Genomic DNA, 25,279 nt, shown 5'->3' with positions numbered 1-25,279 from the left:
CAGGCGTTTACACTTTAGAAAATGACGATTACTAACTTCGTGGTTCAGGCCGGAAGGCCAGGTCCTGTCCGGACCCCGCACGTCCTTCGGCGTAACCGACTGCATCAGGTTCCCACATGCGCTTTACGCTTCGCCAGCTCGAGTATTTCATAGCAACTGCGGAGGCCGGCTCGATCACTCTGGCGTCAGAGCACATCCACGTTTCGCAACCGTCGATTTCGACAGCGATCTCGCAGCTCGAGATAGAGCTGAACACGCAGCTTTTCCTAAGACGGCACGCACAGGGCCTGTCGCTCACGCCCGCGGGACAGAAGCTTCTGGCACAGGCCAAGGCCGTGATCGAGCAGGTGCAGAACCTCTACACGGCCGCATCCGAGGCGACGGAACAGGTCCGCGGCACGCTGTCCCTCGGCTGCCTCCTGCCGTTCGCGCCGATGGTGCTTCCCGAGGTCAGCTACAGCTTCAAGGCGGCCTATCCCGGCGCCAATGTGCGGCCCACGGTGGCCGACCATAGCGTGCTCCTGGCGAAACTGGAGCGCGCGGAACTGGACGTCGCGCTGTCTTATGATCTTCTGGTACCGGAAGATTTCGAATTCACAGCACTCGCCGAATTGCCACCCTATGTCCAGGTGGCGGAGACCGACCCGCTGGCCGCCCGTTCGGAAGTGACGCTCGCCGAGCTTGCCGAGCACGAGTACATCCTGCTCGACCTGCCGCTGTCGAGGGATTATTTCCTCGGCCTGTTCGCCGCAGCCGGCGTCACCCCCAACATCGCCGCCCAGATCCAGCACCAGGAGGTGATCCGCACCATGGTCGGGAACCGCTATGGCTACACTCTGGCCAATGTCCGCCCGAAGAACAAGGCGGCCCTGGACGGGCGCCGCCTCGTCTCGCTGCGCCTGGCCGGCGATCACAAGCCCATGCGGATTGGCCTGATCCGGGTCGGCCAGCAGGTCGCGACCCGGCTAGTGCGCAGCTTCGAGGAACATTGCCGCCATCTGATTTCCGACAATTACGTGCCGGGCATGGACGCACCGGTGCTCAACCTGCGCCGCACGTCCTAGCTGTGGCTGACAGGCTCGCTTTTTTCTAAGCACCAGTTCCGAATATCGTATTTTGCTTTTTTGCGGGGGAATGACAGTGTGTGCGCCCATTGCCCAGCATCATCGCTGTGCCCGTTCTCGTGCCCCGGAGGTTCCCTTGTCCGACCAGACCGCATCCGCCGATCGACAGATCGATTCCATCGTGAGTTCGATGTCAAACGAGGAGAAGGTCGATCTTCTATCCGGCTTTGGAATGTGGAAGACGGCAGGCATTCCCGCCCATGGCATCAAGCCTGTTGTCATGACCGACGGCACCTATGGGGTGCGCTATTCGATCCCGCAGATCGATGGCGACGAGCGCGGCGGCATGGATATCGATGCCTTCCTGTCGGTGGTCAACCAGCGGGCCAGCGATGTCGCTGTCGCCTGGGGCGAGATGAAGCCGGCCACCTGCTTTCCCAATGGCTCGGCCATGGGCAACAGCTGGGACGAGGCGCTGATGCACCGTCTGGGCACGCTGCTGGGAAAGGAATGCCGCGCCATGGGCGTGCACCTCCTGCTCGGCCCGGGCATCAACATCAGGCGCACGCCGCTGGCGGGGCGGTCCTATGAATATTATTCCGAGGATCCGGTCGTCACCGGCAAGCTTTCGGCCGCGGTGATCGACGGCATCCAGAGCCAGGGCGTCGGCACCTCGCTCAAGCATTTCGCCTGCAACAATTCCGAGGTCGAACGCACCACGATGGACAGTCTGGTGGAGGAGCGCGCGCTGCGGGAGATCTATCTGAAGGGCTTCGAGATCGCCATCAAACAGTCCAAACCCTGGACGATCATGTCCTCGCTGCTGGCGCGGCTGGGTCCGGATGGGCCGGGCGGATTGATGTTGTCGGGCCATGTCGACGTCGTGCCGGCTGCCGGGCAGCAATGGACGGTACCGCCGTTCCAGCTGACCCGTCGCGACGGGCGCCTCTATGGACGCGGTACGACCGACATGAAGAGTTTCGTGGCCTGCATGATGGCGCTGGTCGAAAGGCTGGATCCCGAAGGTCTGACCGCTCCCCTCTGGCTCGCCATTTCCTATGACGAGGAAATCGGCTGCGTCGGTGTCCGGCCGATGATCGAGGACATGGCCGACCGCGGCATCCGCCCCGACCTGATCGTGGTGGGTGAGCCGACCTCGATGCAGCTGGGACTGGGCCACAAGGGCAAGATGGCCTTTCGTGTCACGGCGACAGGTGTGCCCCGCCATTCCGCCGAGGCGCCGCTGGCGCTCAATGCGCTCCATCTCGCCACCGATTTCATCGCCGGCCTGCGCCGGCTGCAGGAAGAGATAGAGGCCCGCGGCCCGCGCGAGCAGGGCTATTCCGTTCCCTATGCCACGGTGCATGTGGGCAAGCTTGTCGGCGGAACGGCCGTCAACCTGGTTCCCGACAAGGCCGAACTGCTGCTGGAATGCCGCGTCATGGCGGCCGACGATCCGCTGGGCCTGGCCGCGCGCATTCGCAATGTGGCCGCCACCGCTCTTGCACCCCACAAGGTTCGATTTGCCGAGGCGACGCTCGAGGTCGAGGATACGGGAAGCTATCCGGGGCTTGCCACCGAGGCGGACGATCCCTCCGTACAGGCGTTTGCGGACTGCCTGCCGGATGGCACTACCGAATGCCGTCTTAGCTTTGGCACGGAAGGCGGGCTGTTTGCACAGGCGCTGGAAGTGCCGGTGGTGGTGTGCGGACCGGGCGACATGCAGCAGGGCCATCGGCCCGACGAATTCATCGACCAGGGCCAGCTCATGATCTGCGACCGGGTGCTCCTGGATGCCGTGGATCGGTTCTGCCGTGGCAACGAAGAACCTGCTTCGCATGTCCCAAAGCAGATGCACGGAAAATTGTAATTTACCGAAGCTGCACCGACGGGAAAAGTGGAATGATAAATATCAAACAAACCCGGAGGGTAGAATGAACAACAGTTTCTCGCGCCGCAGCTTCATGAAGGCGACCACGGGCCTTGCCGCGGTCGCGCTCGCGGCTCCGACCATTCTCAAAGGCACGCGCGCATTCGCGGGCGAAACGCTCGTTGTCCGCGACATGGGCGGTGCGTTCTACGAGGGCTTCAAGGTCGCCTTCTACGACACCTTCGCCGCGGAAACGGGCGTTACCATCCAGACCAATACCAATGAGCCCGACCCGATCCCGCAATACAAGATGGCGGTCGATACCGACACCAAGCTGTTCGACGTCGCACTGATGACGCCGGAACATGTGCTGCGCATCCGCCAGCTCGGCGACAAGTACATGTTGCCGCTCAACATCGAGGTTCCGAACAAGGGCGATTTCGCTCCGAACACATTCGAGCCGGAATTTGCCGGCGTGGCGATCTTCGCACTGGCGATGGGCTATCGCAAGGACACGTTGAAGACTGTTCCCACCAGCTGGGCGGACTTCTGGAACACCGAAGCCTTCCAGGGCCGCCGCGGCCTGTGGCGCAGCCCGGTCACGACGCTGGAAATGGCTCTGCTCGCCGATGGCGTGCCGCTCGACAAGCTCTACCCGCTGGATGTCGACCGCGCCTTCAAGAGCCTGGACAAGATCAAGTCGCATATCAACATCTGGTGGACCTCGGGCGCCCATGCGACGCAGCTCTTGAAGGATGGCGAACTGGACATGATGTCGACCTGGTCGACCCGCGCCCAGGCCGCCATCAACGCCGGCGCGCCTGCGGGCATCGTCTGGAACGGCGGCCTGTTCAACATCGACGGCTGGACCATCGCCGGCAACACCGAAAAGGCCGATCTTGCCCGCAAGTTCATCGAATGGTGCCTGGATGCCAAGCGCCAGGCGGCCTATACTGATATTCTGGCGTGCGGCCCGACCAACATGAAGGCCTATGAGCATCTGAGCGCCGAGAAAGCGCTGCTTTTGCCGACGGCTCCGAACAACATCAAGGGCCTGACCGTGCTCAACGCCGCCTATTGGGCCGAGAACCAGGATGCCCTGACCCAGCGCTTCGAACAGTGGATCCTGAGCTGATCTTCGGCCGCCCGAGCTTTAGGATTCGCCTTCCGGCGCAGCCCCCTATCTGACAAAGGTGGCCCGGTTTCGTGACATGCGGAACGGGCCATTTCAATAAACGGGACCACCATGGTTGCACTTTCCGACAAAGACACCGTAGCACGCCAGCGCTTCCGGCCTGACAGCCTGTGGCTTTCCGCGCCGGGTCTCGCCTACATGGTGCTGCTTCTGATCTTTCCGGCCGGTGCCCTCATCTGGCAATCCTTCGTCGATCCGAAATCCGGCGCGTTCGATCTCAGCGTCTATGAACAGATGTTCTCGGCCGGGGTCTATGTGAAGGTTCTCGTCAACACATTTTCAATCGCCGCACAGGTCACCATCGTCTGTCTTCTGGTTGGCTATCCGATCGCGGTCTGGCTTGCCGGCATGGAGGAACGCCGCCGGCGCATGGCCATGTGGCTGGTGCTGCTGCCGTTCTGGGTCAGTCCCCTCCTGAAGAATTTCGCCTGGATCGTGCTTCTGGCCCGCAAGGGCATCGTCGCGCAGCTCCTGACGGGCATGGGCTTCGATACGGAACTCAACCTGCTCTACGGGCGCGGCGCCGTGATCTTCGGCATGGCCCATGCCATGCTGCCGATCGCCATATTGACCATGCTGCCGACCATGCTTGCCATCGACAGCCGCCTGATGCCGGCCGCCATGACCATGGGCGCAAGCCGCGCCCAGGCCTTCTGGCGCATCTTCACGCCGCTCTCCATGCCGGGCGTGGCCGCTGCCGGCCTGCTGGTCTTCGTCATGGGGCTCGGCTTCTTCATCACGCCGGCGCTGCTGGGCTCGCCCAATGAGACTGTCATTGGCCAGATGATGATCACCCAGGTGCAGAAACTGTTCAACCTGCGGCTTGCAGGCGCCCTGGCGGCCCTTCTGCTCGCCGTAACGCTGATCACTATCGCCCTCTATGACCGTCTCTTCGGAATGTCGGCCGTCTCGGGAAATGGCGCCGTTGCAAGGCGCGCAGGCGTCATCGACGCGATCGGCGGAGTGATCATCGAGATCGGCGCAGGGGTCAGTGATTTCATTGCCCGGCTCATTCCGGCGCGTCTTGGGCGCGGCGCCTTCACCGTCTTCGTCTGGCTGGTCATCGCCATGCTGATCGTGCCGGTGCTGGCTTTCCCGCCGATGGCCTTCTCGGGATCGAGCTTCCTCGAATTCCCGCCGAAAAGCTTCTCGCTGCGCTGGTTCCAGGCCTATCTGGGCGACGACCAGTGGATGGGGGCGACGACGCGCTCGGCGATCATCGCCATCGTGACGGGCGTCATCGCGACAATCATTTCCGGCATGGCCGCCTATGGTCTCGCCCGCTCGCAGCGCAAGGCCGGCGGACTGATCTTCCTGTCCTTCATGCTGCCCATGGTCGTGCCCAACATCGTGATCGGCGTTTCACTGTTCTACGTGATGGCCAAGATCGGGCTGATCGCGACCGATACGGGTATCGTGCTCGGCCACACGCTGTCGGCCATGCCTGTCGTCTTCGTCATTCTGCTGACGACGTTCCGCAGCGTCGACTGGCGGCTGCTGCAGGCGGCGGCAACGCTTGGCGCCAACCGCTGGCAGCAGATCCGCCTCATCCTTCTCCCGCTGGTCAAGGGCGGCGCGGTCGCGGCCTTCCTGTTCGGCCTGCTGCATTCCTTCGAGGAGCTTACCATCGCGCTTTTCGTCGGGGCCGGCGTCAAGCAGACACTGCCCAAGCAGATGTGGGACGATATCATCCTCAGCATTTCCCCGACCCTGGCCGCGGCCTCGGTCTTCATCGTGGCGGTGGTGACCGTGCTCTTCGTCATCGCCGAAAAGGCAAGGCCTCGCTGACATGCGTATGGCCGCCTCTCCCATCACGACCAAAGGAACCCCTTTCGACATGTCAGCCGCATCTGTCAACACGCCGGACATCAAGCTTCAGGTTCGCGGGCTCGCCAAGCTCTACGGCCACACCATCGCCCTCGACCACGTCGATCTCGATGTGCGCAAGGGGGAGTTGCTCACGCTGCTCGGCCCGTCGGGTTCCGGCAAGACCACTCTTCTGCAGCTCATTTGCGGCCTGCAGGAGCCGACGTCGGGCACTGTCGTCGTCGATGGCAAGGACCAGACCCATGCCGCGGTCAACAAGCGCGACATCGGCGTGGTCTTCCAGAACTACGCGCTGTTTCCGCATATGAGCGTGGCCGAGAATGTCGGCTTCGCGCTGAAGATGCGCAACCTGCCGAAGGCGGAGATCGGTGCGAAAGTGGCCAGGGCGCTGGAAACCGTCGGGCTCTCCCACGCAGCAGACCGCTCGCCCTCGCAACTGTCCGGCGGCCAGCAGCAGCGCGTGGCGCTGGCGCGCTGCCTGGTCTACGATCCCGCCATCATTCTGATGGACGAGCCGCTTGGCGCACTCGATGCCAAACTGCGCGAGGTGATGCAGATCGAAATCAAGCGCATTCACCGCGAGACGGGGGCCACGATCATCTTCGTGACCCATGACCAGCAGGAGGCGCTGGCGCTTTCCGACCGCATCTGCCTGATGAACGACGGTAAGATTGCGCAGCTCGGCACGCCGCGGCAGATGTATGAGGAGCCGGAAAACCTGTTCGCCGCTGATTTCATCGGCTTGTCCTCGATCCTGCGCGGCACGGTCAGGGGCGGCGCACTCGAAACCGCGATCGGCACGCTGCCGCTTGCGGGCGCTGTTGCCGCCGATGGCACCAAGGGTGCCGTCGTCGTGCGGCCGGAGGCGATCACCCTTGGCAAAGGTGTCTGCGAAGGCCTGGTGCGCGAAACCGTCTATGGCGGCTCCGAACTGCGGGTCATCATCGATGCCGGCGAGCAGGAGATCATCGCCCGCGCCCCGGCCCAGGCCGGTGACGTGGCGGTGGGGGCGACGGTCCGTTTCGGTTGGGCGCCTGAAGCCGCTCGTTTTCTCGTCGACAAGGACTAAGCCTTGACCATCACACGCTTCCTCTACGATTGCGATCCCGGCGCGGATGCTGCCCTCGCCATGCTTTTTCCGCTTGGCGGGCGCGATGCACTGGAGAGGCACCGTAAAGTTAACCGCCACCGGTCAAAAATGTTGCGCGCGGCTTTCGCTTATGCGGTTTGCAGGCGCGCGATTTCATTCCACATCTGCATGGCTTCGGTTGTCAGTTCGCGGTGATGGTCTGACGAGATCTCGTGGCGCGGAATGTGGAAAAGGTTGGCGACAGGGTCACGGATTGAAACGAAGCACTGGAGACGTCGGGCTGACGTGAAGCCCTTCATGATCCGTTCTCGTTGAAACCGGGAGAACCGCCGCTTACGCGGCGGCTCCGTCCTTGGTTTTCATAGGGCTTTGCAAACCGTGCAAAACTGCTGGGAGGATTACACGATATCCTCTCGAAGTCGTCTGGTGTGCCGCTTTTCGCCCCGTGCGGCGTAATCAGGAGGTGAGCTCACTCCAGGAACCCCAGAGTGGTCGCCCCATTTTTCCAATTGTGCGCCACTCGGTGCGCAAGGCCGGCGGCAGTCCGAAGACGACGAACGTTCTCGGTTGCCAGAGAGCGTACTCGGCATCATTCTTGCTTAACCGATTGTGACAACCATACGGCAAGGGGATCAGCATGGTGCAGACTGAAACTGTAAAAACAAAAGCCGAAGACGGCATCGCGTTGTCGGTTAGGGAGTTGACCGTCAGCCTGCCGAAGAACATGGAGCGGGCCCATGCGGTGAGCGACATCTCCTTTGATCTGTTGTCGGGCGAAATTCTCTGCATCATCGGCGAGTCCGGTTCGGGCAAGTCGGTGACGGCCAATGCCATCATGGGATTGCTCTCCTCGGCCATCACCGTCACCCACGGCAGCATTCTGTTCAAAGGCATGGACCTGATCCGGACCGACGAGAAGACACTGCGGACTTTGCGCGGTCGAGCCGTCTCGATCATCTTCCAGGATCCGCTGTCGGCGCTCAATCCGCTGATGACGATCGGCGACCAGATAGCCGAGGTGATGGAGGCGGATGGCGTCGGAACGTCAGAAAGCCGTGCCGCCAAGATCCTCGATCTTCTGAGCGAGGTCGGCCTGCCCGACCCCGCACTGCTGCAGCATCAATATCCCTTCCGGCTGTCCGGCGGCCAGCGGCAGCGCGTCATGATCGCCATGGCGCTGGCGCTCGATCCGGACGTGCTGATCGCCGATGAGCCGACGACGGCGCTTGATGTCACCACACAGGCGCAGATTCTGGACCTGATCCGCAAGATCCAGCGCCGCAAGAACATGAGCGTCATGTTCATCACCCATGATTTCGGCGTGGTCGCTGAGATCGCGGACCGCGTCATCGTCATGGAAAAAGGCCATCTCGTCGAGCAGGGGCCGGCTGAGGTGGTGCTCAACACGCCACAGCATCCCTATACGAAGCGCCTGATCGCCGCTGTGCCACGCATGACCGCGAAGGATCGCGAGGGAGCGGCCGATACGCCGGTCGTGCTGGAAGTTTCGAACCTCAGCAAGACTTACCAAACGTCGGGCGGGTTCTTTTCCAAGGGACGGACGGTCAAGGCGGTCAACGACGTCAGCTTCTCGATCCGCAAGGGTCGAACCCTCGGCGTCGTCGGGGAATCCGGCTCCGGCAAGTCTTCGCTCGGTCGTGTTCTCCTCAAGCTGATGGAGTCGGATGGCGGCAAGATCCTGTTCGACGGTCGTGATATCGCTCCCATGTCGAACGACGCCTTTCGCTCGATGCGTCCCTATATCCAGATGATTTTCCAGGATCCTTTTGCCTCGCTCAACCCGCGCCACACGATCGGTAAGGTGCTGACCGTCGGGCCGATGGCGCACGGCGTGTCCGCGTCGGAGGCCAAGGCGAAAGCGCTTCGAACCTTGAAACTCGTGGGCCTGGATGAAGGCGCCTATGACCGCTTTCCGCACGAATTCTCCGGCGGTCAGCGGCAGCGCATCGGCATCGCGCGGGCGCTGATGTTCGACCCAGTGCTGCTGGTGGCCGACGAGGCCGTATCGGCGCTCGACGTTTCGATCCAGGCGCAGATCCTCGAACTGCTGACGGCGATCCAGAAGGAAACCAAGGTGGCGATGATGTTCATCACCCATGACCTGCGCGTCGCCAGTCAGATCTGCGACGAGGTGGCCGTGATGTACAAGGGCGAGATCGTCGAATACGGGCCGCCCTCGCAGATCTTTCGCGCCCCGCGCCATGACTATACGCGCAAGCTGGTGTCCGCCATTCCCGGCGCCGAATGGGAACCTGCCGCCTGACGACAGGCATCCGGGTATTCTGCAAAGCCGCCCTGCTGCGAAACGGGGCGGCTTTTGTCGTTTCTGCGGCATATGCACAGGTTGGCTGCACAACGGATAGGCACGGGAATGCTGTGAATAAAATACCGGCGGCGGCCTCAAAAAAATAATTGCATTTATCCACTATCTGGCAAATCATGGTCCTCGCAAGACAGCCTGACCCTGCCGCCTCCCGTTCTTCAAATCCTGTTCTCGTGTCGAGAAAAGGCGCGCTATCCCTATATCCCAAGGAGCCTTCGCCGTGCCTGATCGAAAGAAATCTCCGCCCGTCTCGATCAGCGACATCGATCTCGATGTGCTGGAAGATACGCTGAGTTTCTATATCCGCACCGTCAATCTGGCCGTGTCGCGCGATCTGGATGAGCGGCTGGAGGGCTATGACGTGGCGCGCGGCACCGGAAAGATCACCACCCTGCTGATGGTCGACAGCCATCCGGGAATTCGGCCCTCCGTTATTGCCCAGCTCATCCTGAAGGACCGGTCGGCAACCGGCCGGCTGGTCGATCAGATGGAAGCGCACGGGCTTCTGACCCGCGAGACATCGGTCGACGACAATCGGGCGCAGGAACTCTACATCACGGCAAAGGGTGCTGCATTGGCCGAGCAGGTGCGCGCCATCGTGACCCAGCAATCCAAGGACTTTTTCCATTTTATTCCTGAAGACGAACAGGCCCTGCTGATGGATATCCTGCGCCGGGCCTATCGGCGGATCGCCGGCCTATCCTGAACAGTGAAACTGGAGACCATGCCATGACGGCAGGACGTGTAGCGTTGATTTCAGGGGCCAATCGCGGCATCGGCGCGGAAGTGGCGCGATCGCTTTCGGACCAGGGATGGTGCCTTTCGCTTGGCATGCGCAAGCCCGAATTGCCGGACTGGGCGGATGCCGACCGGGTCAGGCTCTTTGCCTATGATGCGGACGATACAAAGGCAGAAGCGGCCTGGGTGGCAGACGCCATGGCCTCCTTCGGCCGTATCGACGCCATTGTCGCCAATGCCGGCATCATGATCCCGAAAACGGTCATCGAGGCGGACGAGGAGGATTTCGAGGCAACGATGGCGGTCAATGTCAGGGCACCGCGTCGGCTTGCCAAGGCCGCCTGGGAGCCCCTCTCGGCCGGTGGCCGCGGCCGTGTCATTATTCTCGGTTCGCTGTCGGGCAAGCGGGTGAAGAGTGCCAGCGCCGGGCTTTATTCGCTGTCCAAGTTTGCCGCCGTCGCCCTTGCCCACGGCATCCGGCATGCCGGCTGGGATGCCGGGATCCGAGCCACGGCTGTCTGCCCGGGTTTTGTGGCAACCGACATGGCCCGCGGCCTGACCAACCGCCCCGAAGACCAGATGACCGACCCGCGCGATCTCGCGCGCATCATTGCCATGCTGCTCGACCTGCCGAACGAGGCGAGCGTCGCGGAATTTGCCATCAATTGCCAGCTTGAGGAGTCCTACTGATCATGCCCGGACCTTATGTCGTTCCCGTCCACGGGGACAGTGATTTGCCGAAGGAAGTGGATGTCGTCGTCATCGGCGGCGGCATCATCGGCACGTCGACAGCGCTTGAACTTGCCGAACGCGGCTTGCGGGTCGCCTTGTGCGAAAAGGGCGGCATCGGGCATGAGCAATCGAGCCGCAACTGGGGTTGGGTCCGGATTTCGCGCCGCGACCCCCGTGAGGTTCCGCTAATGGCGGAGGCACTGCGCATCTGGAACACGCTCGACAAGAGAACCGGGCGGGATCTCGGCTACACGCGCGCCGGCATCATGTTTACCTGCGCAACCGACAAGGAATATGCCGAGCACGAGCGCTGGAACCGCAATCTCGAGGGCTACCAGTTCGACTCGCGCATGCTGAGCGGTGGTGAATTCAAGGCGATGTTTCCAAACGCCAATCTCGACGTGAAGGGGGCGCTGTTTACCAGTGCGGACGGGCGGGCCGAGCCGCAGAAAGCAGCGCCGGCCATCGCGGAAGCCGCCCGCGAAAAAGGTGCGACTATCCTGACGGAATGCGCCGTGCGTGGCATAGAAACCTCCGGTGGTCGGATTTCGGGTGTCGTGACGGAGCGCGGATCCATCGCCTGCAGTGCCGTGGTTCTGGCCGGTGGCGCCTGGTCCAGCCTGTTTTCGGGAAATTTCGGCATCGACCTGCCACAGTTGAAGGTGATGAATTCGGTGCTGCGCACCAAGCCGCTTGTGGGCGGGCCGGAACAGGCCATCTGGTCGAATGGCTTTGCGGTGCGCAAGCGCCAGGATGGCGGCTATACGATTGCCTCCGGCCACGAGAATATCGTCGACATCGTGCCGAAATCCTTCCGCTATGCCCGGCACTTCCTGCCGGCGCTCGGTAAGGAATGGCGCTCGCTGAAGTTCCGGCTCGGCAGCCGCTTCTTCGACGAGGCGCGCATCCCGAACCGCTGGGCCATGGATGAGGCGAGCCCGTTCGAATATAATCGCGTGCTCGATCCAAAGCCCTCGGCAAAGCTGTCCGACCTGGCACTTGCCAATCTGAAAAAGGCGTTTCCCGTCTTCGAGAAGGCCGAGATCGCCCAGCGTTGGGCCGGTTATATCGACGTGACGCCGGATGCCGTGCCGGTCATATCGGCCATAGACGCCATCCCCGGCTTTCACATCGCCACCGGTTTTTCCGGCCATGGCTTCGGCATCGGCCCGGCGGCGGGTTGCCTGATGGCCGATATCGTCACCGGCAGACCGCCGATCGTCGACCCGAAGGATTTCCGATTTTCCCGCTTTTCCGACGGCTCGAAGATCGAGCTGATCAGTGGGTTCTAGTCTGCCCGAAACGAAGGCAGAGCGCATAAACGATAAGAAAAACAAAGTGGAACAGTGACTGAGCAACAGCAAAGGGAATAGACTGATGTCTGACAAATCCAGGAATGCAATTCTCAATCCGACACGACGCCAAGCCCTGACCATGATGGCCCTCGCCAGCGCCTCCGGTCTGGTCATGCCCAATCTGCTCGGCCGGGACCGGGCCTTTGCCGCAACGCCGCCGGCCAAACCGACCGGCCAGATGATCGTCGGCTTCTCGCAGGAGCCAACCGTCTTCAACCCGCATCTGCTGCATATCGAGGTGGACGAAGGGATCCATTTCAGCCTGTTCGATCCGCTCTTCGCCATCGACCCGGAAGGCAAGTTCACGCCGGCGCTCGCCATCGAAGTACCGACCGTGGAGAACGGCGGCATCTCGGCCGATGGCCTTGCCTGGAAGGTCAAGCTGCGCGACGACGTGAAATGGCATGACGGCACACCGTTTACCGCCGAAGACGTCAAGTTCACGCTTGAACTGATGGTCGACCCGGAGTTCCGCAGCTGGCGCAAGACGGGCCACGAACTGGTTCGCGAACTGACCGTGGTCTCGCCGACCGAGATCACCTGGAAGATGGAAAAGCCGTTTGCTCCCTATCCGTCTATCCTCGCCTCCACCTTTATCGTACCCAAGCATGTGCTGGGCGCGGAAAAGGACAAGAACATCGCACCGTTCAACAATGCGCCGATCGGCACAGGCCCGTTCAAATGGGTGGAACGCATCGCCGGCGACCACATCACGCTCGAAGCCAATACCGACTATTTCGGCGATGGCCCCTATCTGGAGCGGCTGATCTATAAGTATATTCCCGACCTGACTGTACTCTACACCCAGTTCAAAACCGGCGATATCGACGTTGCCGGCCTTCAATGGATCACGCCTGACCACTACGAGGAAGCCAAGGCGCTGGAGGGCAAGACCGTGCTCGTCGTGCCGGGGTCGACAGTCGAATCCGTGACCTTCAACATGGAGAAACCGCAGTTCAAGGAGCTTGCCGTCCGTCAGGCGCTCTATCATGCGATCGACAAGGCAACGATCATCGACGCGCTCTATTACGGCCTGCCGACGCCGACCGAAAGCTACATGCCGCAACAGTCCTTCTACGCCAATCCGGATCTGCCGAAACACGAATACGACCCGGAAAAGTCCAAGAAGATCCTCGACGAGGCCGGCTGGGTGCCGGGAAGCGATGGCATTCGCGCCAAGGACGGCGTCAAACTTTCTTTCTCCAATTCGACGACGGCCGGCAACCATATCCGCGAGCAGGTGCAGCAGTTCATGCAGCAATCGTTCAAGGATATCGGCGTGGAAATGACCATTTCCAACCTGCCGCCGGCCGTCATGTGGGGCGAATATTGGATGATGTCGAAGTTCGACAGCGTCGTCGTCGGCATTGACTTCCTGACCGGCGCCGACCCCGATACGTCCGACTACTTTAAATCGACGTCGATCGGCGCCAAGGGCGGGGCGGGGCAGAACACCTGGCAATACGCCAACCCCGAGGTCGATAAGCTGCTGGTTGACGGTGGCCAGGTCTTCGTGCCGGAGGAGCGCAAGAAGATCTATCTCAGGGTACAGGAGATCATGCGCTCCGATTTGCCGTTCCTGCCGATGTTCCAGTATTCTACGGTCCGCGGCTACAAAACCGGCGCCGAGGGCATCGCCTACAACGTCAATGTCCGCATCGACAGCTGGAACCCGGGAAGTTGGTACTGGGCATCCTGACGCTCCTTGCTGCCAGTCCCTTTCGTCATCTTGGAGAGGGGCTGGCAGCCTCACCTGACATTTCTACGGTCTGGAGAAAACTGCGATGCTGCGCTATATTCTGAGCCGCCTCTGGCAAAGCCTGATCCTGCTGTTCCTCGTGTCGATGATCGGGTTCGCGGTGCTGAACCTCGCGCCCGGCGGTCCGCTGTCGCAATATGCGCTGACACCGGGCATGACCCAGGAGGCACTGGACCGTATCGCCAAGCAGATGGGCCTCGACCGCCCGCTGCCGATCCAGTATCTCGATTGGCTATGGCACCTGCTGCAGGGCGACTGGGGCCGCTCCTATCGCGACAGCCAGCCGGTTCTCGGCATCATCACCGGACACCTGTTCGCAACACTGCTCCTGATGGGCTCGTCGACCGTCCTGTCGATCGCCGTCGGCACATGGCTCGGCATCAAGGCCGCCACGAAGCGCTACTCGATCTTCGACTATACGGCAACGGTCGGTGCCATGGTGGCATTGTCCATCCCGACCTTCTGGTTCGGCCTGGTGGCGATCTATCTCTTTTCTCTCCGGCTGAAATGGCTACCCGCCGGCAACATGTACACGATCGGCGATGGCTCGATCGGCGATTACGCCATTCACCTGATCATGCCGACGGTGGTTCTGGCCCTGGTCAACGTCGCCGTCTGGAGCCGCTACATGCGGACCGCGACGCTCGACGTCATCAACCAGGATTTTGTACGAACTGCAAAGGCCAAGGGGCTATCGGCGCGACGGGTGCTGATGAAACATGTGATCGGTAATGCACTGCTGCCGATGATCACGCTCGCCGGCCTGCAATTGCCGACCATCCTCGGCGGTGCGCTGGTCACCGAGACGGTCTTCACCTGGCCGGGAATGGGCCGGCTGTTTCTCGATAGCCTTGGCTACAACGACTACCCCGTCGTGATGGGCCTGTTGATGTTTTCGGCCATCCTCGTCCTGATCGGCAGTCTGATGACCGATCTACTTGTCGCCTTCGTCGACCCCCGCATCAGGCTGGGCTAGGATCAGGAGAACGAACATGTCCGCAATCGTTTCCACTTCCGTTTCCCAGAAAACCCATTGGTGGCAGAGCCGGACGTTCCGCCGTTTTGCCCGCCACCGGCTTGCCATGCTGGGCGTCGTCATGATCACCGTTCTGGCACTCACCTGCATCATCGGGCCTTTCCTTCTGCCCTTCGACGAGCTGTTTATCGACCTTCGCGCCCGTTTCGCCCCGCCGCTGACCGGCTATCACATCTTCGGCACGGATCCGCTCGGCCGCGACCTTGCCGCCCGGCTGTTCATGGCCGGCCGCATTTCGCTGCTGGTTGGCTTCTTCGCCATGCTGCTGTCGACGGCGATCGGCACGGTTATCGGCGTTTGTGCCGGATATTACGGCGGCCGTATCGGCGTGGCCCTGATGCGGTTCGTCGATGCCTTCCTGTCCTTCCCCAGCATCTTTCTCCTGCTGGCACTGGCCGCCTTCATCAAACCCAGCCCGTTCATGATCACGGTCATCATCGCGATCACAAGCTGGATGGAAATTGCCCGTATCGTCGAAGCCGAAGTGCGCTCGCTGCGCGAGCGCGATTTCGTGCTGGCGGCGCGCATGCTCGGACTGTCCAACAGCTGGATCATGTTCCGCGAACTGCTGCCCAACGTCATCGGGCCGATCATCGTCGCTGCCACCCTGACCGTGGCGAGGGCGATCCTGCTGGAAGCCTATGTGAGCTTCCTTGGCTATGGCATCCAGCCGCCGCTGCCGAGTTGGGGCAATATGCTGAACGGTGCCCAGCAATATCTCGACCGCGCGCCATGGCTGGCGATCGTGCCCGGTGTGGCCATCACGCTGGCGGTCACCAGTTTCAACTTCATCGGCGACGGCCTGCGCGATGCGCTTGACGCCCGCAGCGACCACAGTTGAACGGAGAAGCGAGGCGATGACACGGTTTTCCCCATTCGAAACCACCCTATGGTACGCGACAGCAAGTCCCGCTCCGGCAACGGTCGAACTGCAAGGCACGATCCAAGCCGATGTCTGCATTGTCGGCGGCGGCTATACCGGGCTGACGACAGCATTGGAGCTTGCCCGCGACGGGGTCAGTGTCGCGCTACTGGAAAAGGAGGAGATCGGCTTCGGCGGATCGGGCCGCAATGCCGGACACTGCACGCCGACCTTCACCCATTACAGCCTGCCGGAATTGCGCGGCATGCTGGGCGAGCCGTGGGCCGAGAGGCTGATCGCGCGCCAGACCCGTGCCAATGACCGGGTTGCCGGCATGATCGAGCGCTACCAGATCCAGTGCGAGTGGCAGCAGAACGGCTATGTCATGGGCGCGCCCTATCCCGGCATGATGAAGACGATCGAGGAGAAGGTCCGCACCTACAACGCTGTCGGCGCCCGCACCCGCACTATTGACCGCGACGAGGTGGCCGCGATCACCGGCAGCCCGCGCTTTCACGGCGGCTGGCTGCACGAAGAGGCCGGACATCTCAATCCGCTCGGCTATTCCCGCGGCCTTGCCCGCGCCGTGCTGCAGGAAGGCGGCAAGGTCCACACCGGCTCGCCCGTGACCGGTTGCGAACGGGAAGGGACCGGCTGGGGGATCAGCACACCCAAAGGCAAGGTCATCGCCGACAAGGTGATCTTTGCCACCGGCGCCTACACGGTGGGAGGCTGGCCAAAGCTGGACCGGACCTTCAAGATCCAGAAGGTTTTCGTGGCCGCGACAGAGCCCCTGTCGGCAGATGAGCGTCAATCGATCCTGCCGCGCAACACCACCATCCATGACGGCCGGGGCGATATCTACGTCTACAAGTACAATGCCGAAGGCCGTATCGTCGCCTCGATGTTCCCGATGGGGCGTCGAGGCCGTGACATGGGCTATACGCGCACCGTGATGAGCGATCGGCTGAAATGGCTGCACCCGCAGATCAAGCAGGAGATCCGCTGGGAGTATTTCTGGTTCGGCGAACTGGACATGCAGTATCGAACCGTGCCGCGTCTCTATGATCTGGCCCCCGGTGTCGTCGCGCTGACCGGCCTATCAGGCCGGGGCGTGCCGACCGGCAGCATGCTTGGCGGCATTTTATCGGAATGGGCGAAGGGTGTGCCGGACAAGGATCTATCGCTGAAACTGGAACCTTTGACGGCAGCGCCGTTCTACATGAACTATGGTCCGCAACTGACCCTGCGCTACTATCGCGTCTCCGACTGGATCAAAACGAAACTCGCCGGCGCTGCCTTGCCACCGCACGCCTGATCCACTGTCTCCCGAAAACAGGAGGGCTTGAAGACCTCATGGGCCGCGCCGGTGTGACTGAGGGACAGAAACGCAAAAAGCCCCGTGATGGGGCTTTGTCGTTATCGCAGGAATGGTTGGTTGCGGGGGCTCGCTTCAACGAATGGCATAAAAGGGCTGTTCTGCGGCCCTCCAGCTTCCGCATTGGCAAGGCCGAGAATACCAAACAGCTCGCCGCGTAGCTCCGCATGAACCTCGCCGCGCTTGGTGCCGGGGGTCAGGACAATCTCGCCGATCAACGAGCGCAGCGCCTCCGCCGCCTGCCTGCCACCGTCTGGATCGTTTAGCGCTTCCGTCAAGCGTTCTACCCGTAGCCGGTAGAGGTTAGCAACGTTCGGGTGAATGTCGGGAATGTCGTCCGGGGCCTTTGACAGCCGGGCGGTGATATCGGCCTTCTGCCGTTCAAGATCATCCATGCGCGCCTTCATCGACGGCTGGTACATGCCGTCCTCAATGGCGGATATGATCCCGGCGATGGCCTTTTCGACCTTTGCTAGGTTCTTCCGGTCGATTGCCGCCTGGGCGCGTCGGTCATGGTTCAGCCGGTTCATTTCCTCGGCATAGGCTTTCACCGCTTCGGCCACTGCCTGCGACGATACCAGCTTGTCCTTGATGCCGGAGAGAACCCGCGCCTCGATCTTCTCGCGGGTGATGGACCGGCCATTGTCGCAGGTGCCGCGCCTGTGATGGTTGAGGCAGGCATAGCGCCCCGGCGTGATGATGCCGAACTTTCCGCCGCAGCATCCGCAGGTGAGAACACCGGTCAGGAGAGACACGGGCCTCACGGTCAGATGCAGCCGCTTCATCCGCCCTTCGAGCGTATTGGCAGGGTTCGGCCCGAAGATCGCCGATATCTGCTTCTGTCGGTTTCGGACTGCTTGCCAGAGATCGTCTTCGATCATTCTCAGATGCGGAACTTCCGTTCTGATCCATTTGCTTTCCGGATTGGGGCGAGAGACGCGCTTGCCGGTGGATGGGTCCTTGATGAAGCGCTGACGGTTCCAGACAAGAACGCCGGTATAAAGCTCGTTGTTGAGAATGCCGGTGCCGCGCGAGACATGGCCGCGAATGCTGGTGTCTCCCCATGCCCGTCCAAGCGGACCGGGAATGCCTTCACTGTTGAGATCCGTCGCAATCGCCTTCGGGCTTTTGCCACTGGCGAACTCCCGAAAGATGCGGCGGATGATGTCGGCTTCCTCGGCAATGATCTCACGGTCGCCCCGGACCGGTTCGCCGTTACCGTCGAACTGTTTGAGGACACGGTATCCGTAGCAAAGCCCGCCGCCCGCCTTGCCCTTCTCCACCCTGCCCCGCAGGCCGCGATGGGTCTTCATCGCGAGGTCTTTGAGGAACAGCGCGTTCATTGTCCCCTTGAGGCCGACATGCAACTCGGAAATCTCTCCCTCGGCCAGGGTGACGATGGTAACGCCTGCAAACTTCAGGTGCTTGTAGAGTGTGGCGACATCGGCCTGATCGCGGCTGATGCGATCCAGTGCCTCGGCAATGACCACCGTGAACAGACCGCGCTGTGCATCTCGGACCACCTGCTGGATGCCATGACGAAGAATGGTGCTGGAACCCGAGATCGCCGCATCCTGATAGCTACCTGCCACCTCCCAACCTTCGCGCCGTGCATGTTCGTCGCAAAGGCGGAACTGGTCGACAATCGAGGCTTCCCGCTGGTTGTCGGATGAGTATCGGGCATAAAGGGCAACACGGGTCATCTGCATGTTTCCTTCTCTCACATCAGTTTCATGCATACGGCGGCTGCGTGGTCCCTGGTGGACATTGCGGGTGCTGCCTTCAGCGCCCGCACCCCGCCTTTCCTGCTTCGCGGCCAACCGCCGGGTCGAAGACGCTCGGTCAAGGCTGGCGCGGTACGCGCCACCGCAAAGCGGCTCGGGCCTTGAGGGAGTGGCTTCGACCTGGCCCACTCCCCGCAGACAAGCAAAGGAGGTCTCGCCTCGATCGGAATCGTACGCTCAAGCAACGCCCTGGCGCAAGGCGCTTCAGGCGATTTACCGACAGTGAAAGCGAGACTATTCCGCCTCGGGTTCGTCCCCAACCACACGGCTGTCACCATTGTCGTTGGCCGCCACCCGCGCTGCATGATCTGCCCTCGCCATCTGTCGCCCGATCAGCCGGGCAATGTCGATGACAACCTGGTCGAGGTGTGCGCCTGTGGCGCGGTCCGGTTCTTCGGCACCGCCGTCCGCGCTGCCGGCAGGGCGTGTATTGTCGTTCGCCGCCCCCTGCCCTTTCTCGTCACCGTCCATGTTCGGCCTGCCTTTCCCGGATGGAAAGGCCATGTAAGAACCAGAGACACGGCGAGGAAAAGCAGGAAATCACGGGCGATCGTAGGGTATCGCAACGCGTCGAAGGAACGGCGAAAATCTTCGCCTGCTATGTCTTCGCCCTCGGTGAATCTGCCAGACCAAGAAAGACGAACCGCCTGATTGGATTTCACAATAAGGCCAGCGTCGGATGTTCAACCACCTCTTGTAACTAGCCGCGGACTACCGCCGCCCATGATAGAAATTTAGTCACCATGGGTCACTTGGACACAAATGAAGAAAATCCGAGCCTACAGAATGTAGCCCAAAGCGGCCAGAAATTGGCCCGAGGACCGGAGTAGCTCAGTTGCCCTTTCCTGACCCCGCAGTTTCAGTAGATTTCTCTCCGCGTTTTCTTCGCGTTGATCCTGACCCGGGGCCTATTTTCGCTTGTTGATACCTTTTCGTCGCTGACAACCGGCCATATATTTCTTGGGCTGGCAGTCTCACTTCAGGATTGACGTCAAGAAGCATTCGCTCTCCGCGAACATAGGCTTTAAAGGCGGCATATAGCGGGGCGAATCTGTCGGCGAAGCCTGACTGATCAAACCACTCTATCAAACGTTCACCATAGCTGTGTGCCTCAGCAAAGCGTAGCAAGCGCAATTGGTCGTCTTGGAAATCCCAAATGCCGGATTCCAGATCGCCGGTCAGAGCAGCTTCAACATGGGCCAAGGCATCCCCAATGTTCTCTGCCGACAAGGCTATCGCGGCGTCAATGAAAGCAAGACCGACCGAAGGAAGGTCAGCGATCTGGTTGCGTGTCTCGCTGATCTCTGATGTTTTCCCCAAGAAGAGCTTGACCCAGATTAGATTTGCGTTGCACAGCAGCGGCTTACTCGGAAGCGCTTCCAATAGGGCACTCTCGGCGCGCAGGAGATCACCTTGCCAATCGAGGCAATAGTTGCCTAGTGCGATCAAGACATCCGCCATCAGCTCTCTTTGGTCTCCGGTGTGGACGTTCCTTGCCAGGACAAGCGCCAGCTCATAGGTGTCGACTGCCGCGTCCGATTGCCCAAGTTTCGAAAGCGACGAGGCCTTCCTGATTGTCGCCAGTAAGACCTGCTCAAGCAGCTCGGGGGCAGTCGCTTCACCGAAACAGCCTATGACGGCGTCATAACCCGCAATCTCTGCCGCGCGATCTCCGCTCTGGCCGAACGCGTAGGCTTTCTTGACCATCGCCCAGGCGACCTGCTGTAGCAGTTCGGGGGCACCCGCTTCTCCGAAACGGCCGATGACGGCGTCATAGCCCGCGATCTCTGCCGCGAGGTCTCCGCTCTGGCCCAACGCGTCAGCTTTCTTGAGCATCGCCCAGGCGACCTGCTGTAGCAGTTCGAGGGCACTCGCTTCACCGAAACGGCCGATGACGGCGTCATAACCCGCGATCTCTGCCGCGCGATCTCCGCTCTGGCCGAACGCGTAGGCTTTGTTGAGCATTGCCCAGGCGACCTGCTGTAGCAGTTCGAGGGCACTCGCTTCACCGAAACGGCCGATGACGGCGTCATAACCCGCGATCTCTGCCGCGAGGTCTCCGCTCTGGCCGAACGCATAGGCTCTGTTGAGCATCGCCCGGGCGACCTGCTTTAGCAGTTCGGGGGCGCTCGCTTCACCGAAACGGCCGATGACGGCGTCATAGCCCGCGATCTCTGCCCCATGGTCTCCGCTCTGGCCGAACGCATAGGCTCTGTTGAACATTGCCCGGGCGACATGCTTCAGCAGTTCGGGAGCACTCGCTTCACCGAAACGGCCGATGACGGCGTCATAGCCCGCGATCTCTGCCGTGCGGTCTCCGCTCTGGACGAACGCATAGGCTTTGTTGACCATCGCCCGGGCGACATGCTCAAGCAGCTCGGGGGCAGTCGCTTCTCCGAAACGAACGATGACGGCGTCATAGCCTGCGATCTCTGTCGTGCGATCTCCACTCTGGCCGAACGCATAGGCTTTGTTGACCATCGCCCGGGCGACCTGCCCAAGCAACTCGGGGGCAGTCGCTTCTCCGAAACGACCGATGATGGCGTCGTAGCCCGCAATCTCTGCCGCGCGATCTCCACTCTGCCTGAACGCGTCAGCTTTGTTGACCATCGCCCAGGCGACCTGCTCAAGCAACTCGGGGGCACTCGCTTCTCCGAATCGGCCGATGACGGCGTCATAGCCCGCGATCTCTGTCGCGCGGTCTCCGCTCTGGCCGAACGCATAGGCTTTGTTGACCATCGCCCAGGCGACCTGCTCAAGCAGCTCGGGGGCACTCGCTTCTCCGAAACGACCGATGACGGCGTCATAGCCCGCGATCTCTGCCGCCCGATCTCCGCTCTGGCTGAACGCATAGGCTTTGTTGACCATCGCCCAGGCGACTTGCTTTAGCAGCTTGGGGGTAGTCGCTTCTCCGAAACGACCGATGACGGCGTCATAGCCCGCGATCTCTGCCGCGCGATCTCCACTCTGGCCGAACGCGTCGGCTTTGTTGACCATCGCCCGGGCGACCTGCTCAAGCAGCTCGGGGGCACTCGCTTCTCCGAAACGACCGATGACGGCGTCATAGCCCGCAATCTCTGCCGCGCGATCTCCACTCTGGCCGAACGCGTCAGCTTTATTGACCATCGCCCAGGCGACCTGCTCAAGCAGCTCGGGGGCAGTCGCTTCACCGAAACGGCCGATGACGGCGTCATAGCCCGCGATTTCTGCCGCATGGTCTCCGCTTTGACCCAACGCGGCAGCTTTGTTGACCATCGCCCAGGCGAGCAGTTGTAGCAGTTCGGAGGCATACACGTCACCGAAGCGGCCAATAATGGCGTCATAGCCCGCGATTTCTGCCGCTCGATCTCCGCTTCGGCCGAAGACGACGGCTTTGTTGAACATCGCCCGGGCGACCTGCTTTAGCAGCTCGGGGGCATTCGCTTCTCCGAAACGGCCGATGACGGCGTGATAGCCCGCGATCTCTGCCGCGTGGTCTCCGATCTGGCCGAACGTATAGGCTTTGTTGACCATCGCCATTGCCATTGCCATTGCCACTTCCGTCGATCCGTCATCGTCGACAAGCTCAAGGACGTTCTGATAAAAAGAGATCGCTTGGTACAGTTCTCCGGCTAAGGCGGCGGCTTTAGCCTTTTCAAAGAGATCACGCGTTAATTCCTGGGTTTCGCTGATCTCAAATGCCTGATCCAAGTCTGATGTGCTTGCGAGGGCGTGATCCACGACTTCACGATGCCCTTGCTGTACCGTCCGAGGAACCGATACGGTGCTAGTGTTCATGGCTTGATGGAATGCGAAAGCATAGTCCTTGTGCCAACGGTTGGCATCACCGCATTCGACCGCATGCTGATTGATTGCGTGAAGATCCTGCGGAGAATAGAAATTGGTCAGGAATGCAACTAGCCAACGCATCTTTTGTTTGGTTCTACGAGTTCCGTGCCGCATCAGGTACCAGATGTTCAGGAACCGCTCGACAATCTGATGGCCAGAATAGGCGCCCGAAGTCTCGACACTGTCGATTAGGCCGTTCTTGCGAAGTTTGATCAAAATTGGCGAGAGCGTGGTCGAGGGAATTGTGGTGATCTTGGACAACTCGCTCGTGGTTACTGGATCCCAATTCAGGGCAATGGCATCGATCGCTGCACGCTGTTGGGCTGATTGGTATTCCTCGATCCGCGCCTTGTAGTAGGGTGTGACTTGATCGAGCAAGGTTTCGAGGTCTGCCATAGTCGCATCCGACTCCGCAGCCTCAAGCAGCCGATAGATCAGCGTCAAAACTCGTGGGTTACCTCCAGTCAGGATGTGGAGCGTCTTCAGGCGGGTAGGCTGTGTGTCGAGAATTTGTAGCACGTGATTTCCATAAGCGCCCCGCCTACGTGCGAGCGCCCGCATGCAGGTCTCTGTTTCAACGATGTTCAGAGGTTCGAGGTAGTGGGGCTCAAAAAACTCGTAGAAAGCCGCATCACGATTTCCACTTTCGCGCAGCGTTTGGGTGGCAGTGCCGATCACGATCGGCCCACCTCGCACTTGTAGACTGCTGCGCAGAGCCCAGCGGTCATGGTCTTTCAAGGCTTCAATGATTAGGTCGAGGTTGTCGACCAGAAGGACCGCCCTGCTGCCAAGGGCGGCCATCTCTTCGCTGAATTGTTCAGCCGCCCCCTCGTCCGTGTCCCAGCCTTGCGAGGCAATGTTGATATCAAGTCTTTCAGCGAGACTTTGCATCCCGTGCGCATCCGCCCACTCGGCTAGGGACTCACCGCAGTTTCGCCAAAAATCGCGAAGTGTCAGCACATTGTATTGTTCTTCGCGAAAACCCAGCGGGATGAAACGGTCTGCAAGGTCGCTGTTCTGATCAATCTCGATGGCAATGCGGCGAAGCAACGACGTCTTCCCCATCCCGCGCGGCCCGATGATGATCTGATGCAGATTGTCCGAAGGCGTGCCAATGCTCTTAAGTCTGCGGCAGATCAGGTCCAGCACACCGTGCCTTGCGGTGAAGTTAGCGGTGAAATCTGCATCACCTAGCCGGTACTGGTTGTAAAGGGACGGTTGGGGAGGAAAAGTCATTACGCTTCGTATTCCTTCCAATACCGCCGCACCAAACCCGACCTGAAACGATAACGGTCGTCAACCTTGCTTACCAAGCCGTCATTTACCAGGATTGCAATAATGTCCCGAAGTTCGCCTCTGCTCTTAGGTTCGGCATTCGTAGCGAGGCTGGCCAACAAGGTGTCGAAGGTTTCTCCGTCACTGTCTTGAGAGATACGCGAAAGGATTTCCGATGCTAAGCGGCTGTCTGATGCGGGCAGATTTTTGTCGATATGCTCCCGCCAAATAGCGAATTCCGATCTTCTGTTCGGTTGCAACAGCGTGGTGAAAGCATCGTCAAAATCCTGGCGGCCGGCAATCGCGTTGCCATTCGTTTGCGCGTATCCTGAGGGGCGGACCGCGTTTGCAACCAGTTTCAGATAGAATGGCGCAAGCCAACCGAGCTCTTGGAACAGATAGTCAAAGTCTTCGTCGGAAGCATCGAACTTGTGGGTGAGTGCTTCTTGAATCGCCCCGTCGCGCAAGAACGACCGGGCTTCTGCCGCGGTGAATGGGTCGAGAATGAACGTTTCGAGATCCACAAACGCGCCCTGAAGGCCATAGCGCCTTGCCACAGGATCAAGACCTATGGAACCAGTCAGGAGCCAGCGAACGTTCTTGTAGCGTCCTTGCATCGCGCGCATTTGGTAGGCAAATGCGTTTGCGTCTTTGGCGTTTTGTTCGGCCAAGTGAAGGAAAAAATATGCGACTTCATCGATGATGATCGCTGCGGGTCTGCCATCATCATCGAGTGCAGCTACCAGAGTTTCCGCGAATTCGATTGGATCGATCTTTCCCAGCACGTCGAGCGGATTATCGCCCCAATGGCCGTCCGTCAGATTCTTCAGGCGTTGAAGGAGATGCGTCTTGAAACGTTCCTTCGATGGCATTTGTGCTTCGATCCGCTTGCATAGGATCCTCGCGAAGCTGTCGGTCGTTCTGATTCCTTGTACATCGACTTCTACAGCGATCCAGCCCGCCGCCGTGAGATCGCCAGCTAGCCTATTGATGGTCCAAGTTTTTCCTATGCGTCGCGGCGCAGGCATCTGAACGTTGATGCCCGCAGTCAGCTTTCGTAACAGGGCGTCGCGCTGGGCTTTACGGTGATGCACGAATGTTGCCTTTATTCGCTTTGAGATTAATTAACTTTCACATTAATT

The 25,279-nt window shown here is 60.7% G+C and carries 18 protein-coding genes and 2 pseudogenes; 15 read left to right on the top strand and 5 right to left on the bottom strand.

The genetic code is table 11. The features are described from left to right. Window positions 1-116 precede the first annotated feature (116 nt). From HFC70_RS13850 to HFC70_RS13825, 7 genes and pseudogenes are all read left to right on the top strand, one after another. Entirely contained in the window at window positions 117-1,064 is a 948-nt protein-coding gene (locus tag HFC70_RS13850) for a LysR family transcriptional regulator (RefSeq protein WP_168473856.1), read from the top strand. A 190-nt stretch (window positions 1,065-1,254) separates the two neighbouring features. Then, window positions 1,255-1,884, top strand: a pseudogene (locus tag HFC70_RS26985) (glycoside hydrolase family 3 N-terminal domain-containing protein); the annotation flags it as partial. Then, a complete protein-coding gene (locus HFC70_RS26980) occupies window positions 1,876-2,934 on the top strand; it encodes a M20/M25/M40 family metallo-hydrolase (protein ID WP_368669659.1) in 1,059 nt (352 codons plus the stop codon). The pseudogene HFC70_RS26985 and the gene HFC70_RS26980, both read left to right, overlap by 9 nt. 64 nt (window positions 2,935-2,998) lie before the next feature. Continuing rightward, window positions 2,999-4,069 (top strand): ABC transporter substrate-binding protein, encoded by a 1,071-nt coding sequence (locus HFC70_RS13840; protein ID WP_168473854.1) that lies wholly within the window; start codon window positions 2,999-3,001, stop codon window positions 4,067-4,069. A gap of 111 nt (window positions 4,070-4,180) precedes the next feature. Next, window positions 4,181-5,917, top strand: a complete 1,737-nt coding sequence (locus HFC70_RS13835) for an iron ABC transporter permease (RefSeq protein ID WP_168473853.1) — start codon at window positions 4,181-4,183, stop codon at window positions 5,915-5,917. A gap of 49 nt (window positions 5,918-5,966) precedes the next feature. Continuing rightward, complete coding sequence (locus HFC70_RS13830) at window positions 5,967-7,025, top strand: ABC transporter ATP-binding protein (RefSeq protein WP_246735785.1); 1,059 nt, start codon at window positions 5,967-5,969, stop codon at window positions 7,023-7,025. A 3-nt stretch (window positions 7,026-7,028) separates the two neighbouring features. Next, a complete protein-coding gene (locus tag HFC70_RS13825; RefSeq protein ID WP_168473851.1) occupies window positions 7,029-7,241 on the top strand; it encodes a hypothetical protein in 213 nt (70 codons plus the stop codon). Here HFC70_RS13825 and HFC70_RS26975 read toward each other — a convergent pair. Beyond that, window positions 7,175-7,357: pseudogene (locus tag HFC70_RS26975) on the bottom strand (IS6 family transposase); the annotation flags it as partial. The gene HFC70_RS13825 and the pseudogene HFC70_RS26975 sit on opposite strands and share 67 nt — an antisense overlap. A 326-nt stretch (window positions 7,358-7,683) precedes the next feature. On the opposite strand from HFC70_RS26975, the gene HFC70_RS13820 reads away from it, so the two are divergent. The 8 genes from HFC70_RS13820 to HFC70_RS13785 all read left to right on the top strand — a co-directional run bounded on the left by HFC70_RS13820 (window position 7,684) and on the right by HFC70_RS13785 (window position 17,190). Next, on the top strand, window positions 7,684-9,330 hold the full coding sequence (locus HFC70_RS13820; protein WP_168473850.1) for an ABC transporter ATP-binding protein: 1,647 nt from the start codon (window positions 7,684-7,686) through the stop codon (window positions 9,328-9,330). 280 nt (window positions 9,331-9,610) lie between these two features. Beyond that, window positions 9,611-10,096: a MarR family transcriptional regulator gene (locus tag HFC70_RS13815; RefSeq protein WP_168473849.1), complete on the top strand. Its 486-nt coding sequence runs from the start codon at window positions 9,611-9,613 to the stop codon at window positions 10,094-10,096. Between the two features lie 23 nt (window positions 10,097-10,119). Then, a complete protein-coding gene (locus HFC70_RS13810) occupies window positions 10,120-10,818 on the top strand; it encodes an SDR family NAD(P)-dependent oxidoreductase (protein WP_168473848.1) in 699 nt (232 codons plus the stop codon). A 2-nt stretch (window positions 10,819-10,820) separates the two neighbouring features. Then, complete coding sequence (locus tag HFC70_RS13805; protein WP_168473847.1) at window positions 10,821-12,152, top strand: FAD-binding oxidoreductase; 1,332 nt, start codon at window positions 10,821-10,823, stop codon at window positions 12,150-12,152. Window positions 12,153-12,237: 85 nt separating this feature from the next. Further along, window positions 12,238-13,914 (top strand): peptide ABC transporter substrate-binding protein, encoded by a 1,677-nt coding sequence (locus tag HFC70_RS13800; protein WP_168473846.1) that lies wholly within the window; start codon window positions 12,238-12,240, stop codon window positions 13,912-13,914. A gap of 85 nt (window positions 13,915-13,999) precedes the next feature. Next, complete coding sequence (locus HFC70_RS13795) at window positions 14,000-14,950, top strand: ABC transporter permease (RefSeq protein ID WP_168473845.1); 951 nt, start codon at window positions 14,000-14,002, stop codon at window positions 14,948-14,950. 16 nt (window positions 14,951-14,966) lie between these two features. Then, complete coding sequence (locus tag HFC70_RS13790; RefSeq protein WP_168473844.1) at window positions 14,967-15,851, top strand: ABC transporter permease; 885 nt, start codon at window positions 14,967-14,969, stop codon at window positions 15,849-15,851. 16 nt (window positions 15,852-15,867) lie between these two features. Further along, the gene (locus tag HFC70_RS13785) at window positions 15,868-17,190 is read left to right on the top strand and encodes an FAD-binding oxidoreductase (RefSeq protein WP_168473843.1); all 1,323 of its coding nucleotides are present in this window, start codon (window positions 15,868-15,870) and stop codon (window positions 17,188-17,190) included. A 101-nt stretch (window positions 17,191-17,291) separates the two neighbouring features. On the opposite strand, the gene HFC70_RS13780 is transcribed toward HFC70_RS13785, so the two are convergent. From HFC70_RS13780 to HFC70_RS13765, 4 genes are all read right to left on the bottom strand, one after another. Continuing rightward, window positions 17,292-18,953, bottom strand: coding sequence for a recombinase family protein (locus HFC70_RS13780; protein ID WP_168473842.1), 1,662 nt, complete (start codon window positions 18,951-18,953; stop codon window positions 17,292-17,294). Between the two features lie 315 nt (window positions 18,954-19,268). After that, entirely contained in the window at window positions 19,269-19,505 is a 237-nt protein-coding gene (locus HFC70_RS13775) for a hypothetical protein (protein ID WP_168473841.1), read from the bottom strand. A gap of 360 nt (window positions 19,506-19,865) precedes the next feature. Then, window positions 19,866-24,098 carry a hypothetical protein gene (locus HFC70_RS13770; RefSeq protein WP_168473840.1) on the bottom strand — a complete coding sequence of 1,411 codons (4,233 nt, stop codon included), beginning with the start codon at window positions 24,096-24,098 and terminating at the stop codon, window positions 19,866-19,868. After that, the gene (locus tag HFC70_RS13765; protein WP_168473839.1) at window positions 24,098-25,231 is read right to left on the bottom strand and encodes an ATP-binding protein; all 1,134 of its coding nucleotides are present in this window, start codon (window positions 25,229-25,231) and stop codon (window positions 24,098-24,100) included. Before HFC70_RS13765 ends, HFC70_RS13770 begins: the two co-directional genes overlap by 1 nt. Window positions 25,232-25,279: the final 48 nt, after the last annotated feature.

Source organism: Agrobacterium sp. a22-2 (assembly GCF_012276985.1).
Lineage (GTDB): Bacteria > Pseudomonadota > Alphaproteobacteria > Rhizobiales > Rhizobiaceae > Allorhizobium.
This window is presented reverse-complemented; position numbering and strand designations above follow the sequence as displayed.

Coding starts and splice junctions, on each gene's coding strand:
- HFC70_RS13850 (WP_168473856.1), top strand. CDS start 117: ATGCGCTTTACGCTTCGCCAGCTCGAGTATTTCATAGCAACTGCGGAG.
- HFC70_RS26980 (WP_368669659.1), top strand. CDS start 1,876: ATGTCCTCGCTGCTGGCGCGGCTGGGTCCGGATGGGCCGGGCGGATTG.
- HFC70_RS13840 (WP_168473854.1), top strand. CDS start 2,999: ATGAACAACAGTTTCTCGCGCCGCAGCTTCATGAAGGCGACCACGGGC.
- HFC70_RS13835 (WP_168473853.1), top strand. CDS start 4,181: ATGGTTGCACTTTCCGACAAAGACACCGTAGCACGCCAGCGCTTCCGG.
- HFC70_RS13830 (WP_246735785.1), top strand. CDS start 5,967: ATGTCAGCCGCATCTGTCAACACGCCGGACATCAAGCTTCAGGTTCGC.
- HFC70_RS13820 (WP_168473850.1), top strand. CDS start 7,684: ATGGTGCAGACTGAAACTGTAAAAACAAAAGCCGAAGACGGCATCGCG.
- HFC70_RS13810 (WP_168473848.1), top strand. CDS start 10,120: ATGACGGCAGGACGTGTAGCGTTGATTTCAGGGGCCAATCGCGGCATC.
- HFC70_RS13805 (WP_168473847.1), top strand. CDS start 10,821: ATGCCCGGACCTTATGTCGTTCCCGTCCACGGGGACAGTGATTTGCCG.
- HFC70_RS13800 (WP_168473846.1), top strand. CDS start 12,238: ATGTCTGACAAATCCAGGAATGCAATTCTCAATCCGACACGACGCCAA.
- HFC70_RS13795 (WP_168473845.1), top strand. CDS start 14,000: ATGCTGCGCTATATTCTGAGCCGCCTCTGGCAAAGCCTGATCCTGCTG.
- HFC70_RS13790 (WP_168473844.1), top strand. CDS start 14,967: ATGTCCGCAATCGTTTCCACTTCCGTTTCCCAGAAAACCCATTGGTGG.
- HFC70_RS13785 (WP_168473843.1), top strand. CDS start 15,868: ATGACACGGTTTTCCCCATTCGAAACCACCCTATGGTACGCGACAGCA.
- HFC70_RS13780 (WP_168473842.1), bottom strand. CDS start 18,953: ATGACCCGTGTTGCCCTTTATGCCCGATACTCATCCGACAACCAGCGG.
- HFC70_RS13775 (WP_168473841.1), bottom strand. CDS start 19,505: ATGGACGGTGACGAGAAAGGGCAGGGGGCGGCGAACGACAATACACGC.
- HFC70_RS13770 (WP_168473840.1), bottom strand. CDS start 24,098: ATGACTTTTCCTCCCCAACCGTCCCTTTACAACCAGTACCGGCTAGGT.